This window comes from Marinomonas sp. TW1, from assembly GCF_001625355.1.
Taxonomy (GTDB): domain Bacteria; phylum Pseudomonadota; class Gammaproteobacteria; order Pseudomonadales; family Marinomonadaceae; genus Marinomonas.
The window spans coordinates 270,032-286,873 of sequence record NZ_JSEE01000002.1; the positions used below are offsets into that span (position 1 = coordinate 270,032).

Genomic DNA, 16,842 nt, shown 5'->3' on the forward strand with positions numbered 1-16,842 from the left:
TTGTTCGCTTTTCTTAATATCGCCATCTTTCCTTACGGACGGTTACAAACAGAGTCAACCTCCTAACGGTCCAAATTGATTTTAAAAATCTTTAAAATCAATCAGTTAAAAAAACAAACTCTACTTTCTTTTTACACATTGAAGGCCTATCAATACAGTTAGATACGCATCGTTTCAGATTATTACCTTTCTAAAACGTGAAGCTTGTATTCAAATTATGATAAACACACTATAGTTTTGAAAATCATGTAGGAATAGACTTACAAACATGTAGTCACTTTCTAACATTAATTCAGGCTAGATCAGACGTTTGCCAGACCAGAGACTAGATAGGGAATGTAATTATGTTTTTTAACAAAGCCAATAAGAGCGCCCCACAGACAGATGACACACCACTGTCTGAAAATGCGGCTTTCCTTAAAGCCATGAATAAGTTTTGTGCCACCATCAGCTTTTTGCCTGATGGCACCATCATCGAAGCCAACACGCACTTTCTAAACGCTGTCGGCTATACTCTCGATGAAGTGAAAGGACAAAAACACGTTATTTTCTGCCCTAGCGAAGTCGCAAACAGTGCTGAGTACAAAAACTTCTGGCCTCAACTAGCAGCAGGGAGTTGTCAGCAGGGAACTTTCTTACGTAAGAAGAAAAATGGCGAAGACCTATGGATTGAAGCCACTTATTTCCCGATTGAACAAGACGGAAAAATAGTCAAAGTGGTTAAAATTGCTTCGGACATTACAGCAGCAAAACACCTCGCCGATAGCCATAAAGCCGTTTATGATGCCATTGACCGATCTAGTGCAACGATTGAGTTTCACCCGGATGGCACCATCATCACAGCCAATGATAACTTCCTAAAAACCATGGGATTTAGCTCAGTACAAGAAATTATTGGTACACACCACAGAAAGTTTTGTAAGGACGAGTTTTACCAACAAAACCCACGTTTCTGGGAAGAACTTGCCAATGGCGACTTCAAATCAGGTCGGTTTGAACGCGTCAACAAGCAAGGCGACACCATCTGGTTAGAAGCCACCTACAACCCAATCTACGATGACAATGGCAAAGTCACCAAGGTCTTAAAAGTCGCCGCCAATATTACTGAACGAGTCACCGAACAATTGGCCATTCAACACGCTGCCGAAGTCGCTCACTCAACGTCGGTTGAAACAGCACAAGTCTCTGAAAACGGCGCGAAGATTTTGCGCAACACAGTGGAAGCGTCAAATCAGATCGTTACCGATATTGAGGCGTCCACCGAGCTGATTGAAAGCCTAAACCAACAGTCTGAGAACATTGCTAAGATTGTCACCACCATTGGTTCCATTGCCGATCAAACCAACTTATTGGCGTTGAACGCAGCCATTGAAGCAGCACGAGCTGGTGAACATGGACGCGGGTTTGCTGTCGTCGCCGATGAAGTTCGAACGCTTGCAGCGCGAACCAGTACCTCAACGGTCGAAATCGAAAACATGGTGGCTCAAAACAGTGATTTAACTCGCCAAGCCAAAGCCAGTATGAGTAAAGTCAGCGAGCGCTCTGGTGAGAGTGCACAATTGATCGAAGAAGCGTCGGGCATTATCCAAGAAATTCTCACTGGGGCAGAACACGTTGCTAACACAGTAAACAAATTGCTTCACGAAAATAATAACTAAGCCTTATTACCTTTCTTACAAGCATAAAAAAACGCGCCTTTAGAGCGCGTTTTTTGTCATCATAAGGCAGAGCTATTTGGGCATTTCATGCTCAAGTAGCAACAGGCCTGCTCCAGTATTGGAGATCGGCGCATGATAGTTACGATGCAACTCTGTTACCTTGCCGCGCAATACACCACGCATGGCAATCCACATATTGAGTTCAACAGTTTGCGCGCCACCGATTTTCACCAAATCCAGATTGGAGTAAGTGGTTAGCTCTTCAGGGCTATCGACAAGCTTATCCATACACTCAAGGTCAAATTGTCTATTCAATGTACCAGCAGCTTCCCCATCCAATTGATGAGATAAACCGCCGGTACCAAAAATAGCGACGGTCATATCCGAATCAAAAGATTCAATGGCCTTACCAATCGCTTGACCTAAAGCATAACAACGCTTCGGTTGTGGCATTGGGTGCTGCTCACAGTTAATACAAACCGGAATCACTTTTACGTGACCATATTCATTGCCTGGCCACATCAAACTAAGTGGCACCGTTAAACCATGATCCACCTTCATTTCTTGGCAAATGGTCATATCAAAACCGTCTTCCACTAAACTGTTGGCAATATGCCAAGACAGCTCCGACTCGCCGGTTACAGGAGGGATGGTTGCAATGCCCCAACCTTCATCTGAATTGTGATATTCGTCCGCCACACCAATGGCAAAGGTCGGCTTTTTGTCGATGAAAAACTCCAAACCATGATCGTTATAAAAAAGTACGATCACATCCGGCTTTTTCTCATTTAGCCATTTACGCACAGGTGGATAACCATCAAAGAAAGGCTTCCAATAAGGGGTTTCTTCTGCCTTGTTTGCCATCGCATTGGCAATCGCAGGAATATGGGACGTTGTTACTGCACCAATAATATTCGCCATTATGCTTCTCCTGAGCCACGTTTCACTAACATGGCTTTGAATTCTTCAAGACTCATACCCGTTTGAATGGCGCCAATGTCTTGCATGTTTAGTTTTAGCAGACCCGCAAACTTAGCCACATAATAAATACTGCCACCTTGTTGCAAGAGTCCAATGATGTCTCGCTCATGAATGGCCTTAATCTGCGCTTCAGTTAAACCAAATTTGGCACAATAAGCGTCTGGGTCTTTGTTAAACTCATCACGAGCCGCTTGCTCATTGAAAGAGAAGCACATTTTATTCAGCCCATAGCCTTTCTTTGCCATCTTGCCATCAAACAGGTAAGTGCCTGGTACAGGTTGAGTCGGATCATTTGCTGTCATCATTCACACCTTTTTATTTTGTTTTCCGTTACCTGAGTAACCGATTATGACCAGTAAAGACGCATTGGGTTATCCACCAGCAAGGCTTGCTGCAGCTTTGGCGTCGTTGCAATATGAGGAATCACATCCACAAGATGGCCATCATTTGGCGCTTCAACTTTCATATTTGGATGCGGCCAATCCGTCCCCCACAATACACGATCAGAAAACTTCTCAACTAGGGTGCGAGCAAACGGGTAAACATCAGAATAATCCGGCGCATGCTGTGTTAAGCGTTCAGGACAGCTTACCTTACACCAGACATTATCATTGTCCGCCATGAAGTTCACAAAGCGTTGAAAATCCGGATGATCGACACCATTGGCAACGTTAGGGGTGCCCATATGATCCACAACAATCGTCGTATTTAACTCTTTCAAGAAAGGAATAAGATCTTCTAGATCCGCCGCTTCAAAATACACCACAATATGCCACCCAAAAGGGCGAATTTTATCAGCGATAGAGAAAAACACTTCTCTTGGTGTACTATCAACAAGGCGCTTTACAAAGTTAAAGCGCACACCGCGAATCCCCGCAGCATGCATTTTCTCAAGCTCTTCATGGGTAATAGAATCATCCACAAACGCCACCCCACGAGCCAGATCGCCAGCGCTTTCTAGTGCATCAATCAGGGCCGAGTTATCCGTGCTGTGGCAAGAAGCCTGCACAATGACGTTACGAGAAAAACCGAGATGGTCGCGCAAGGCAAATAACTGCTCTTTTGACGCATCACAAGGGGTATATTTGCGCTTTGGATGATACGGAAATTTATCCGCTGGACCAAATACGTGACAGTGTGCATCAACGGCACCTTCAGGCGCTTGGAAGGCCGGCTTAGCTGGGTTAGGATGAAATGGAATGTAGGTTTTGTCCATCATAATCGAATGCCTTATTTATCATTGTTTTAATCAATCGATTCACAAACCGTTTGCCTGAGCAAAGACCTGCCCATCAAACAGCTTCCTAGCGGTGCGAAGAATCGCCGCACTGCCCAACTGACCTTGTGAATCTTTATCTAATATAACGGTCATGGCACCAATCGGATGCTCTACATCCAGTGACATGCGTTCACCATCAGCATAATGTGCCAACTCATGAGCGGGCGACCCCGTTAAAATGGCCGCAGTGGCGACACTAACCGCACCGAGCACGCCAATCGAAGCATGACAACGATGAGGAATAAAGGTACGTGTCGAAATCGCCCCACCGTCACTAGGCACACTGACCATTGACATCTTTGGTACGGATTTGCTCGTCACATCGCCCAAATTCATCATGGGACCAACCTGCAAACGAATCGATTCCAACTTTGCTTTTAGCGTTTCATTGGCTTCCAATTCTTCCCGTGTCTCAGTGCCACTGATGCCCATGTCGGCGGCCTTCAGCACGACGACAGGCATACCGTTGTCGATACAAGTAACGGGAACACCGTCGATCACATCGACCACATTACCAGTGGGCAACAAGGCGCCACAAGTCGAGCCAGCGGTATCCTGAAAGACAATCGGTACAGGGGCAGAAAAGCCAGGTACGCCATCAATTCGAGCATCACCTTCATACTGTACTTCCCCGTTTTTAACCGACACTCGAGCAACGGCAATCTGCTGGGTATTTTCCATGAAAATACGCACGGAGGTTTCCCCTTCAGACGCGTCAACTAAGCCTCTTTCGATCGCAAAAGGCCCTACTCCGGCTAAAATGTTACCGCAATTTTGCGCATCCGTGACCACCGCCTGATCGACAAACACTTGCAGAAATAAATACTCTACGTCCGCCTCTTCTCGGCTGGCTTTTTTGACGATCGCAACTTTTGATGCCAATGGATCGGCACCGCCAATACCATCGATCTGACGTTCATCTGGAGAGCCCATAATACGCAGCAACAAAGCATCACGCTCTGCTACATCGGAAGGCAAATCGTCCGCTAGGAAATAGGCACCCTTCGAAGTGCCACCGCGCATCCACATGCAAGCAATGCCGTTAGACATACTTCAACCCTTTCTCTTTCAAACGTGGGCGCATGTTGTAAATGTCTAAGCCCAGCTCACCATTGGCCATACGCACCCTTTTGGCTTCTTCATTTGCCATACGAGCACGAGCCAGTTCTAATACTTCCGCGGCATTTTCTCGACGAACGACCACCACACCGTCGTCATCTGCGACAATCACATCGCCAGCATGAACCGTTTCATCCGCACAGACGATTGACACATTGACAGAACCAACGGTTTCTTTAATGGTGCCCTCTGAAAAGATCGCTTTTGACCACACAGGGAAATCCATCTGACGTAGATCACGAGTATCACGAACCCCGCCATCAATCACCAAACCGACAACCCCACGCGCTTGCGCCGAAGTTGCCAGCAAATCACCAAAGAAACCGTGATTGGAAGGTGACGTTGGCGCAAACACCATTACATCGCCTGCCTGACATTGCTCAATCGCCACGTGCATCATCCAGTTGTCGCCCGCCGCACCTGAAATGGTGACCGCGGAACCCGCAATGGTCTTATCCATTTGAATGGGACGCATGTAATGCGCTAATAAACCAACTCGACCTTGCGACTCATGGATGGTCGCCACGCCACATTCCGCTAAACCATCAATGACGGATTGATCCGCTCGCTCAATATGTTGAACTACGATATTTTCTCGCATTATCTTCCCCTTAGGCTTTCAGACGACTGAACACGCGACGCGCATTGCCTTCGAAAATTTCTTGTTTTTGTTCCGCGCTGAGCACCGTATTGTTATCAATATAGCGCTTAGTATCGTCAAAATAGTGACCGGTTTCTGGATCAACACCACGAACGGCACCAATCATCTCTGAGGCAAACAAGATATTTTTGGTTGGAATAATATCTAACAGTAAGTCGATGCCACGTTGGTGATACACACAAGTGTCAAAGTAAACGTTATTCAAAACGCGCTCCGCCAGATCGAACCCTTGGTCTTGTGCCAAGCCACGGAAACGTCCCCAATGGTAAGGTACCGCACCACCGCCGTGAGGAATAATCACTTTTAACTCAGGGAAATCTTTGAACACATCCGACATCATTAACTGCTGGAACCCAGTGGTATCCGCGCCCAAGTAATGGGAACCTGTGGTGTGGAAACAATCATTACAAGCCGCAGACACGTGAATCATGGCCGGAATGTCATATTCACACATTTTTTCGTAAATAGGATAGAAGGAACGATCAGCCAACGACGCGTCTTGCCAGAAACCACCGCTTGGGTCTGGGTTTAAGTTAATGCCGATAAAACCCATTTGCTCTACTGTTCTGACAATTTCAGCGACAGACTTAGCAGGATCAACACCAGGGGATTGTGGTAACTGCGCAACGGGGGCAAAGTTTTCGGGAAATAAGTCACACACTCGACGGATCAAGTCATTTTGATGCTCTGTCCAATATTGGCTGGTGTACTCATTACCAATATGGTGCCCCATCCAACTAGCACGAGGAGAGAAGATGGTCAGATCCGTACCACGCTCTTGTTGTAACCTAAGTTGGTTATTCACAATGCTGTCTCGGATTTCATCATCCGATACCACCACTTTGCCTTTTTCACCGACAAAGGCGGGGTCTTTCGCGACTTGATCTTTTTGTTTATCTCGATATTCCCCAACACCGGGTGGGGTGGTCGTGTAGTGGCCGTGGCAATCTATAATCATGTTACAACTCTCTATTCTTATTAAAGTAACAAACAAAGCGAAATGGACTGACGTAATAAACGCGCGCTATTTCATTTTTTGATTTGTTTGAGAGTATTGATTTGCGAACGGAATTTGGCTATTTCATTTTAGCCGAAAGGGTATTACATTTTGAGATAGCGGTTTTGAATACTCTAATTGAAAGGCATAAAAAAGCCGCGTAACGCGGCTCTTAACATCATTCAAGGTAAGATTATAACTGGCTTAACACATATTCAGCCGAACTCACCTTGTATTCACCTGGCTCATCAAGCCATAACTCTTGCACGATACCATTTCGAACAAGCATGGCATAACGACGGCTACGGACACCCATTTTTGCCGCTGAAATGTCCAACTCTAAGCCCATTGAACAGGTAAATTCAGCCAACCCATCAGAGGCCATAATGAGGTTCTCAGCATTATTCGCCAGTCCCCAAGCATGCATAACAAAGACGTCATTGACGGACAAGCAAACAATGTCATCTATGCCTTTTTCCTTCAAAGCATCGAAGTGAACCACGAAACCAGGTAAGTGGCTGCTACTACACGTTGGCGTAAACGCACCCGGAACAGCAAACATAAGCACAGTTTTATCGGTGAAAAATTCGGTTACATCGATGGTCTCAGGACCCTCTTCTCCCATTACCTGAAATGAGCCATATGGCAGCATGTCACCAACAAGAATCGACATTCTATTTATCTCCAGAGAATAAGGTTGCGCTATCTTAACGCAACCCTCTGGTAAAAAACCATTAAACAATCTTAAATTGACTGAGCAATTCTTTTTGACGAGACGCCAGACTCGCTAAGCCTTCACTATCACGAGCACTCTTATCTGCCCCCGATGCCGCTTCCTCAGACATGCTTGAAATTTCAATGACATTATCACTGATTTCATGTGCAACCGCTGATTGCTGCTCTGCCGCCGTAGCAATTTGCGTACTCAAATCTCGAATGTCGGCCATATTATTTTGCAGCTCAGATAAGGAGGTTCCAACAGAGCGCGCTTCGCCAACGCTAGACGTCGCACTTTGTCGACTTTTTTCCATACTGCCAACGGCTTTCTTCACGCCTTGTTGCAACTGGGCAATCACACTCTGAATTTCTTCCGTTGAACTGTGTGTACGAGTCGCTAGTGTTCGCACTTCATCGGCCACCACAGCAAAACCTCGACCTTGCTCACCCGCTCGTGCGGCTTCAATCGCAGCATTCAGTGCTAATAAATTGGTCTGTTCAGCAATGCCTTGAATTACATCCAAAATATTGTCGATGTTCTTAGAGTATTCATCCAACTGATTCACGACACTGGTCGACTCTTCAATTTGCGCTAATAAATCTTCAATCTTGGCAATATTAGCGTCCATCTGCGTGCGATTTTGCCCTGCTCTTTGATCAACCGATTGTATTTGATGCAAGATAAACTCAGAACTTTTCGCCACTTGCTCAACCGTTGAGGCCATCTCAGACATAGAAGAGGCCACTTCAGTTGTGCGTTCATTTTGCGACCCCATCAGACGTTTGGACTCGCCTGCTATCTGCACATTACTGGTAGCGGAGGCGGCGACTTCAGTCGATGATTGATCAATTTCAATCATCACTTTTTGTAGTCTTTCAACCAAACCATTTACCCAACCAGACAATTCACCAAATTCGTCTTTGGTTTTGACCTGACTACGCTGGGTGAAATCCCCTTCTGAAATCATCCCTAACACTCGCATGACCTCTTTCAGAGGAGAACGAATACTACGACTGACCCATATGGCGACCAAAATGGCGATCACAATGGAAATCATAAACACCACAGAAATAATCAAACGAGACAAACCTGCTGCATTGGAGGCTTCTTCTTCCGCAACAGAGGCCATCTGAGAGGCTTCCGCCAGTAGCAACCGCAACGATTCATCGATGAGTTCCATGCTGTCAGACAATTGTTTGGCCAATCGTTCGGATTCTTGAGTTAAACGTCTATTTTCAAAATACTTATTAATGACACCATCGTCTGACTGCACACTGGTATCCACTTCATCAATCAAGCCATTGATGCTGTCATCTTTGAGGTAAGCTTGTTTGTCTCTCAGACTGCCAATCACGGTGACCATGTCATCGCGCAAACTTTGCATACTGGTCAAATCACGCAAATCAAAATAGTCATTCACAGACACCTGTAAACTTTGAGCTTGGCTGACCATATACGAAGCGGCGAATTGAATTTCAGAAGTTTCACCACCTTCTTGTAGGAAGCTTAAATCCTCCGCGGTGAAGTTAATCGCGTCTTTTAAGTCCAGTTTTTCATCCGGAATAGCGGCTTGTAATTCCAACATTCTTTTGTGGTTAGAAAAGGCCACATCCGTCAGCTGCAAAAAATCATTCACATCTTGATCAATCTTGGTTAAAGCGTCTTGCATCACTGGGGAGCCGTGCAAATTATCGGCTAATTGGCCTGATATTTCTTGATATTGTGTTTTCAAATTAGCAAATCGCTGCGACAACACGTCAAGAGACTCAGGCGACTTACTTAACAAGTACTGCAATACTGTCGCATTGGATAAAGCAAGGTCTTCCCTTAACTTATTACTGTTCATCATAATGTTCGCCACTTTGCCAGTGACCACATTGAGTCGACTTTCCACCTTATTGGTGCCTTCGAATCCCGCTGCAGCAATGGTTAGCAATAAGACCAACAAAACACCAAAGCCAAGTAGAATCCTCTGAATCACAGATAACGACATAAACGCCCTCTTTCTCACACTTAATATATTTTGATTTCGCAAACCCAGGCGAAAACATCATAATTTGACCATTTAATCAAAATCATAACACTTTATTTACATGGTTTAATAATCTATACATGACAATTTACGACTTTTTCTTTGCTCTACTCACAATCTGCGCCTGACATTTCTTTCGATCTAGCGATCTGTTAGATTTACTCTCTTTAATCGATACAAGAATCCTACACAGCCATTATGGACCTCCCTCTTTACGAAAAGATTGCGAATCAAATTGAGCAACAAATCCAAGAAGGTATTTTTTTGCCTGGCGTCAAAATACCTTCTGTTCGCAAATCCAGTAAACAGTTAGAGGTCAGTGTCGCTACCGTGCTTCAAGCTTACAGTCTGCTTGAGGACAGAGGTGTCATCAAAGCACGCCCGCAAAAAGGCTATTTCGTTCAAGAAAACAGCCTGAAGCTCAATACAGAATCACCACTCGCGCCAGTCAAACAAGAACAAAGCGTCCACGCTTTACTACATAGACTGCTGCACGTCTCCCAAGACGAAAACATCGTTCAATTCGGCGCCGCCATTCCGAAAAGCCACTTTTTACCCATTCGACAACTGCAACGCTCTGTGGGTCGCTTAATGCGTCTAGAACCAGAAATTTGTGCAGCTTACGAATTCACACCTGGCTCACTGGCGCTAAGAAGGCAGATCGCCATTCGTATGTTAGACAGCGGCTGTCAGCTGCAACCCAGTGACATAACCATTACGTTAGGTTGCCAAAACGCGTTAATGCTCGCCTTGCAAGCCGTTACAAAAGCAGGAGACACCATTGCCATCGAGAGTCCAGCCTACCATGGTGTGTTGCAAGCCATAGAAGTGCTCAAGTTAAACGCGATTGAAATTACCTGCTCCACCGTTACAGGTCTTGATCTCGACCAGTTAGAAATGGCCAATCAACAACAAGACATTAAAGCTTGTATTGTGACGCCTAATAATCAAAACCCAACCGGTGCCACCTTAAAACATCAAGCACGCCAACGCTTGATCAAACAATCCAACGATCATGATTTCATTATCATTGAAGACGACGTATACGGTGAACTAAGTTACCAAGATAAACGCGAACGAGCCTTGAAAGCCGACGATGTCTATAATCGAGTCATCTACACCAGTTCTTTTTCAAAAAGCATCGCCCCAGGCTTTCGTATTGGTTGGATTATTGGCGGACGCTTTCAGGCCCCCATCGAACACCTCGCCTATGTACAGTCTCTGGCCATTCCAACCCTAACCCAAACCGCCATTGCGAATTTTTTAGAGAATGGTGCTTACGATCGCCACCTACGAAAAACCAGAGCAACCTATCAAGAAAATTTAATTCGTTGTCAGGAGCAAATAAAAACGCATTTCCCCGAAGGCACTCAAACATCCACCCCGAAAGGGGGGTTTTTATTATGGGTTCGCCTCCCTGCTGATATTGATACGATGCAGTTGCACGCTCAAGCACTTGAAAAGAATATTGGCATACTCCCGGGGTTGGCCTTTAGCCTTCACCGTCAATTCGCTCACCACTTCCGCCTAAACTACGCCCTAAATTGGGACTACAACACAGATATTGCACTAAAAGAGTTAGGACAGCTTTGTCATCAACAAGTTAGCAAAAACTAAGTTCATATCCGCAAATAAATAGGGTAGCATCGAGTTAAACGCCTTAGGCAAACTGTATATAAGTAGAAGTTATGAATTTGGCTCAACGCATCTTAAAATCCGTCTGTACAGGCAGAACAAAAAGCGTACAATTCGCATTCTTTTTTAAACACTCAGCCATTTTGGCCGATAACTTGACTATATGAATTAAAAGCTGGCTTTTTGTGATGGAATTTGTAGCACATCCGAGAGACCTTCCATTAGAGATTACTCTAATTGAAGATCAGCCTTTTCCTTCTATTTGCGAAAATAGAGATGGCTTTGTCGGTATTACCTACCTGAGCGTAAACCCATTTAACAATGGCTGCTCAGTAGAAATAACATTGGAAGAAATCGACCCAAACTTCTGTGTCTCTGGGCGCATAGCTTGGTGCAATAAAGAAAGCGAAGGCTATTTAATTGCGATCGAATTCCCGACCAAAGAAGAATGTTACTGTGTGCGTATGATCGAACAACTCTCGCAGATCGAGCATTATCGACGCCAAGCGAAAAGCCAAGGTCGACGCTTAAACTATAACGAAGCCGCGGCCGAATGGATCCAGAAATTTGCCGCCAGTTTTCCCGCATTTACCGCCTAACCTCAGCCAATACGAATCACATTATGACTGCAATACTTTCTCAAGCGGATATTGACATTATCACAGCCCAACTTGGCCGTACGCCAAGCGGTATCAGCGCGATCGCTCACTCGTCCCCCAATGGCACGCCACAAGTGCTTGAAATGGAAACATGGGTTTTCGACCAACCTTTCCCTACTTTATATTGGCTTTCTAGCAAAGCCATCGATAAAGCTCTGGCGAAAATTGAAAGCCAAGGCGTTGTAAAACAGCTAGAGCAAAGAATCAAAGAAGATGAGACATTACGAGCAGCTCATCATGCTTCACATCAAGACTATGTCACTCGACGTTGGCAAGTTATGAGTGACGAGCACAAAGCCATTATTGAAGAGAAGGGCTTCAAACCTTTGTTCGATAAATTAGGCATAGGCGGCATTGCCAACTGGGATCAAGTACGTTGCCTACACATGCATTACGCCCATCATTTAGTGGGTGATAACGTGATTGGTCGCATTATTGACGAAGAATATAACATTCGCCAAGTTGCCGACGCCGAGTAAATTCAAGACAGACAAAAAAATGGCTTTGCCGTTACCCAGCAAAGCCATTTTATATTCTATTGGCAACGTAAAAAGTTTATTTCGCCGCAGCCACTTCTAACTTAGCTTTCAACTCATCCGCTGTTTTTACACTGGGTAAAATCCCTCGAATACGGTTAAACGCATTTTGTGCCACTTCAGCACGCTGCGCGTAGGTGGTCAACGCACCACCAGTCCAGCCCGCTAACTTAACCATCTCATTTTTAAAGTTATTTCCAGCAACGCCATGCCCGCCCAGCGCCATTAAGGCATCTTCTATTTGTAAATAGCTAGGACGTTCGCCACCGAACTTCATAAAATCATCTTGTTGCACTTCGGCAAACTGTTTTGACATCGCAAAAAACCTTTCTAAAACTTATGATACCTTTAAGTTAGCCACAATTATGAGAAGGCACAAGAACACACTTGTAGAAAAACGTAAACACACATTAAGTGTTTGTACGAACTCTGTTCACCGCCTTTTGCCAACCCTTATACAAGGTATCGCCAGCCGTCTTATCCATTTCAGGCTGGAAGGTTTTATCCGCTTCCCATAATTGACTGATGTCCTCTAAAGATGAATAAATCCCCACTTTCATACCGGCTAAAAATGCCACCCCCAACGCGGTGGTTTCAGTGACGCAAGGGCGTTCTACCGTGACATCTAACAGATCGCTTAAAAACTGCACCATAATGTCGTTGACCACCATGCCGCCATCGACCCTCAGGGAACGAAAGTTGGCTCCGTCTTGTGACATTGCATCCACTAGATCTCGCGTTTGATAACACACTGACCGTAACCCCGCGCTGACAATATCCTCGACACTGGTATCACGCGTTAAGCCTATCATGGCGCCGCGGGCATCAGGGTCCCAGTAAGGCGCTCCCAAACCCGTAAAAGCCGGTACCAAATAAACCGAATCATCATTCAAGGCTTTTTGCGCCAAGCTTTGCGTTTCTTTGGCATCGCTAAACAATTTCAGACCATCTCGTAACCACTGAATCGCCGCACCAGCAACAAAAATACTGCCCTCTAACGCGTAGATTACTTTGCCATTAAGACGATAGCCGACTGTCGTCAGTAACTTATGCTCGGATTTGAGTGCCTGATCCCCCGTATTGAGAATCATAAAGCAGCCTGTCCCGTAGGTACTTTTCACCATACCTGGGGTAAAACATGCCTGACCAACGAGCGCCGCTTGTTGATCCCCAGCAATACCATTTACCGGAATGCTGGCCCCTAACCATTGAGGATCAATGTCACCAAAATCGGCACTGCAATCCATCACTTCTGGAAAAATGACGTCTTCAATACCAAACAACTCTATCAGCTCTTGATCCCACTCTTGCTGATGAATGTTAAACGCCATTGTTCGAGCGGCATTGGTTGCGTCTGTCTTATGGGATTGACCATTCGTCAGATGCCAAAGCAAATAACTGTCTACCGTACCAAAGGCCAACTGACCGGCCTGGGCTTTTTGTTTTGCCCCTTCTACATTTTCCAGCACCCAACGTACTTTGGTGGCGGAAAAGTAGGGATCAATCAACAACCCTGTTTTTTCTTGAACCTTGCTCGCCCAACCTTGCTCGACCAAGGACTGGCAATAAACACTGGTACGTCGATCCTGCCAAACAATGGCATTGTAAACCGGCTTGCCTGTCGTTATGTCCCAAAGAATGGTGGTTTCCCTTTGGTTGGTGATACCAACACTGGCTATCTCTTGTGCGGAGATGCCTGTATCCTTAAGCACAGATTGACAGACCGCTAGGGTTGAAGACCAAATGGCTTCTGGATCGTGCTCGACCCAACCATCATTGGGGAAAATCTGAGGGAATTCTTGCTGAGACTGACCAATGCGATTGGCTTTTTCATCAAATACAATAGCGCGTGAACTGGTAGTACCTTGGTCGATTGCAAGAATATAATGAGTCATGGCAGATTCTCTTTGAGATATCAGTCACTTTCGATAAGCGACTTAATTGTTGTTTTGTTTTTTGAACATGAATATTCAAATTCGAATATTCTATATTAAAAACCAATGGGGACTCCTTTAGCAAGAGTAACCTGTGAGAGGAGAAGAAAACGATATGGGGCAGCTTTCTCGCCAAGACAAGATCGTCGCATTAGTAAAAGACAAAGGCTATGCATCCATTGATGAACTGGCCACGCAATTTTCCGTCACCCCACAGACCATTCGACGTGACATCAATGAACTGGCAAAAGCAGGCCAAGTTCGTCGTCATCATGGTGGCGCCAGTTACGATTCCAGTACAACAAACGTCGCTTATGCAACACGACAAATTTTGCAATTGGGCGCAAAAGAACAAATCGCCAAACGCATTGCCGCTGAAATCCCAAACAATGCTTCCTTGTTTATCAATATCGGTACGACAACAGAGACGGTTGCCCGAGCCCTTCTCGACCATCACGGCCTACAGGTAATTACCAACAATCTTAATGTTGCCACCATTCTCAGCGGCAAAGAAGACTTCAATGTCATCATTGCTGGCGGTACCGTTCGATCCCGAGATGGCGGCGTCATGGGGGAAGCCACTATCGATTTCATCAATCAATTTCGCGTTGACTTTGGCATAGTGGGAATCAGCGGAATCGACCCAAACGATGGTTCATTACTCGACTATGACTATCAAGAAGTGCGAGTAGCACAAAGCATTATTTCCAACTCTAGAAACGTTTTCTTAGCCGCTGATAGCGAAAAATTTGGTCGTAATGCCGTAGTGAGATTAGGCAATATCACCCAGGTGGATCGCCTCTTTACTGATGAGCAACCACCGAAAGCCATCAGTAAACTCATGAAAGAACATAAGGTTCAACTCGAACTCTGTAAGCCAAAACACTGATTCACCCCAGCCTCCACTCTCTGAAGATGACTTATTTTATTCGTGGCCATCCATTTAATGGTCACTAAATCTTCACATTATCAGACTTGCTATTCCCTCTACCTAGGTTTAATATCGAAAACAAATGTTCGTTTTCGAACATAATCTATTTTCGATTATGAGGCTAAGCATGACTCAAACACATTTTGATCTCTTCGTAGTGGGCGGCGGTATTAACGGAACTGGCATTGCGGCAGACGCGGCTGGACGTGGCTTATCCGTCGGCTTATGTGAAATGGGTGACCTTGCCCACGCCACATCATCATCAAGCAGTAAGCTGATTCACGGTGGACTGCGTTACCTAGAGCATTATGAGTTCCGTCTGGTAAAAGAAGCCTTAAACGAGCGTGAAGTGTTATTAAAAGTCGCTCCTCATTTAGTCACTCCCATGCGCTTCCAAATGCCACACCGCCCTCACTTACGTCCGGCTTGGTTGATACGTATTGGCATGTTCCTTTATGACACGCTGGGCAAACGCGAAACCTTACCGGGTTCAAAACGCGTCAAATACGGCACGGATAGCCCACTGAAAGACGACATTACACAAGGGTTTGAATACTCAGATTGCTGGGTAGACGATGCTCGATTAGTGGTAACCAATGCGCTCAGTGCACAACAACATGGCGCGTCTATTTTCGCTCGAACACGTTGTTCTTCAGCAAAGAGAGTGGACGGCAAATGGCACATTATTTTGACCGATGAAACCACACATGAAACCACTGAAATCACCGCAAATGGCCTAGTCAATGCGGCAGGCCCTTGGGTATCTTCTTTTATTGAAACCAAGGTGGAACGAAAAGCGCCTTACGGCATTCGCATGATCAAGGGCAGCCACATTGTCGTGCCTAAGCTGTATCAACATTCCAATGCATTTATCATGCAAAACACAGACAAACGGATTGTTTTCGCCATTCCTTATCGTGAAAATTACACCTTGCTAGGCACAACAGATGTCGAATACAAGGGCGATCCAAATGAAGTGGCCATCTCGGAAGACGAAACCAACTACATTTTGCAGGTGGCTAATGATCACTTCAAACAACGCTTAACGCCAAACGATGTGGTGTGGAGCTATTCAGGTGTGCGTCCGCTTTTAGAAGATGAATCTTCTGACCCATCGGCGGTCACACGCGATTACACCTTACACCTTGATGATGACTTAGGAGCCCCGCTGCTAAGCATCTTTGGCGGCAAGATCACTACGTATCGTAAGCTAGCCTTATCCGCCATGAAAAAACTGGCTCCGTTCTATCAGCAAATGGGCGATGAATGGACGCACAGCAAGCCATTACCTGGCGGCGAATTAGGCCTGTCGCTAGACGCTTACGCCATGAAGCTTCAACAGGATTTTCCTTTCATTGGCGCGCATTTAGCACAACGCTTTGCCAACAGTTACGGCAGCCGTAGCCAGTTAATTTTAGGAAATTTGAACTCAGTGGTCGCTCTGGGGAAAGATTTCGGTAACGAGCTCTATCAAGCAGAAGTTGACTATCTGATTGAACAAGAATGGGCTCGTAGCGCAGAAGACATTCTATGGCGCCGAACCAAGCTCGGTTTGGAATTCACAGATGACCAGGTCACTACTCTAGAAGAGTATGTTCAATCTCGGCTGTAATCAGCCAACTCTTCTGTACGTTTGCCCGCCTAGTCGATTGTCTAGGCGGGCTTTTTTTGCTTTACTAACGGCCTCTTAAACACTCGCTAC

Annotated in this window: 16 protein-coding genes; 6 read left to right on the forward strand and 10 right to left on the reverse strand. The window is 45.5% G+C overall.

Going from position 1 to position 16,842, the window contains the following annotated elements; all coding sequences use genetic code 11:
* Positions 1-344: 344 nt before the first annotated feature.
* Entirely contained in the window at positions 345-1,658 is a 1,314-nt protein-coding gene (locus OA79_RS18515; protein WP_063331704.1) for a methyl-accepting chemotaxis protein, read from the forward strand.
* A gap of 72 nt (positions 1,659-1,730) precedes the next feature.
* On the opposite strand, the gene OA79_RS02890 is transcribed toward OA79_RS18515, so the two are convergent.
* The 8 genes from OA79_RS02890 to OA79_RS02925 form a co-directional block, all read right to left on the reverse strand.
* Positions 1,731-2,579 carry a class III extradiol dioxygenase family protein gene (locus tag OA79_RS02890; RefSeq protein ID WP_063331705.1) on the reverse strand — a complete coding sequence of 283 codons (849 nt, stop codon included), beginning with the start codon at positions 2,577-2,579 and terminating at the stop codon, positions 1,731-1,733.
* A complete protein-coding gene (locus OA79_RS02895) occupies positions 2,579-2,944 on the reverse strand; it encodes a protocatechuate 4,5-dioxygenase subunit alpha (RefSeq protein ID WP_082825350.1) in 366 nt (121 codons plus the stop codon). The genes OA79_RS02890 and OA79_RS02895 overlap by 1 nt, the downstream gene beginning before the upstream one ends.
* A gap of 41 nt (positions 2,945-2,985) precedes the next feature.
* Positions 2,986-3,858: an amidohydrolase family protein gene (locus tag OA79_RS02900; protein WP_082825351.1), complete on the reverse strand. Its 873-nt coding sequence runs from the start codon at positions 3,856-3,858 to the stop codon at positions 2,986-2,988.
* 39 nt (positions 3,859-3,897) lie between these two features.
* Positions 3,898-4,968 carry a 4-oxalomesaconate tautomerase gene (locus OA79_RS02905; RefSeq protein WP_063331707.1) on the reverse strand — a complete coding sequence of 357 codons (1,071 nt, stop codon included), beginning with the start codon at positions 4,966-4,968 and terminating at the stop codon, positions 3,898-3,900.
* Positions 4,961-5,638: a 4-carboxy-4-hydroxy-2-oxoadipate aldolase/oxaloacetate decarboxylase gene (locus tag OA79_RS02910; protein ID WP_063331708.1), complete on the reverse strand. Its 678-nt coding sequence runs from the start codon at positions 5,636-5,638 to the stop codon at positions 4,961-4,963. Before OA79_RS02910 ends, OA79_RS02905 begins: the two co-directional genes overlap by 8 nt.
* Before the next feature lie 10 nt (positions 5,639-5,648).
* Positions 5,649-6,656 carry an amidohydrolase family protein gene (locus tag OA79_RS02915; RefSeq protein WP_063331709.1) on the reverse strand — a complete coding sequence of 336 codons (1,008 nt, stop codon included), beginning with the start codon at positions 6,654-6,656 and terminating at the stop codon, positions 5,649-5,651.
* 232 nt (positions 6,657-6,888) lie between these two features.
* Positions 6,889-7,368, reverse strand: a complete 480-nt coding sequence (locus OA79_RS02920; protein ID WP_063331710.1) for a peroxiredoxin — start codon at positions 7,366-7,368, stop codon at positions 6,889-6,891.
* 61 nt (positions 7,369-7,429) lie between these two features.
* Complete coding sequence (locus OA79_RS02925) at positions 7,430-9,406, reverse strand: methyl-accepting chemotaxis protein (protein WP_063331711.1); 1,977 nt, start codon at positions 9,404-9,406, stop codon at positions 7,430-7,432.
* 237 nt (positions 9,407-9,643) lie between these two features.
* Between OA79_RS02925 and OA79_RS02930 the strand changes: the two genes are divergently transcribed.
* The 3 genes from OA79_RS02930 (at position 9,644) to OA79_RS02940 (ending at position 12,218) form a co-directional block, all read left to right on the forward strand.
* On the forward strand, positions 9,644-11,062 hold the full coding sequence (locus OA79_RS02930) for an aminotransferase-like domain-containing protein (protein ID WP_082825352.1): 1,419 nt from the start codon (positions 9,644-9,646) through the stop codon (positions 11,060-11,062).
* A gap of 206 nt (positions 11,063-11,268) precedes the next feature.
* On the forward strand, positions 11,269-11,679 hold the full coding sequence (locus tag OA79_RS02935) for a hypothetical protein (RefSeq protein WP_063331713.1): 411 nt from the start codon (positions 11,269-11,271) through the stop codon (positions 11,677-11,679).
* A 23-nt stretch (positions 11,680-11,702) separates the two neighbouring features.
* A complete protein-coding gene (locus OA79_RS02940; RefSeq protein WP_063331714.1) occupies positions 11,703-12,218 on the forward strand; it encodes a DUF501 domain-containing protein in 516 nt (171 codons plus the stop codon).
* A gap of 76 nt (positions 12,219-12,294) precedes the next feature.
* On the opposite strand, the gene OA79_RS02945 is transcribed toward OA79_RS02940, so the two are convergent.
* Positions 12,295-12,591 (reverse strand): hypothetical protein, encoded by a 297-nt coding sequence (locus OA79_RS02945; protein WP_063331715.1) that lies wholly within the window; start codon positions 12,589-12,591, stop codon positions 12,295-12,297.
* Between the two features lie 94 nt (positions 12,592-12,685).
* Positions 12,686-14,170, reverse strand: coding sequence for a glycerol kinase GlpK (gene glpK, locus OA79_RS02950; RefSeq protein ID WP_063331716.1), 1,485 nt, complete (start codon positions 14,168-14,170; stop codon positions 12,686-12,688).
* A gap of 154 nt (positions 14,171-14,324) precedes the next feature.
* On the opposite strand from glpK, the gene OA79_RS02955 reads away from it, so the two are divergent.
* Positions 14,325-15,098 (forward strand): DeoR/GlpR family transcriptional regulator, encoded by a 774-nt coding sequence (locus OA79_RS02955; RefSeq protein WP_063331717.1) that lies wholly within the window; start codon positions 14,325-14,327, stop codon positions 15,096-15,098.
* Between the two features lie 169 nt (positions 15,099-15,267).
* Positions 15,268-16,752 (forward strand): glycerol-3-phosphate dehydrogenase, encoded by a 1,485-nt coding sequence (gene glpD, locus OA79_RS02960; RefSeq protein ID WP_156486203.1) that lies wholly within the window; start codon positions 15,268-15,270, stop codon positions 16,750-16,752.
* Positions 16,753-16,842 lie beyond the last annotated feature (90 nt).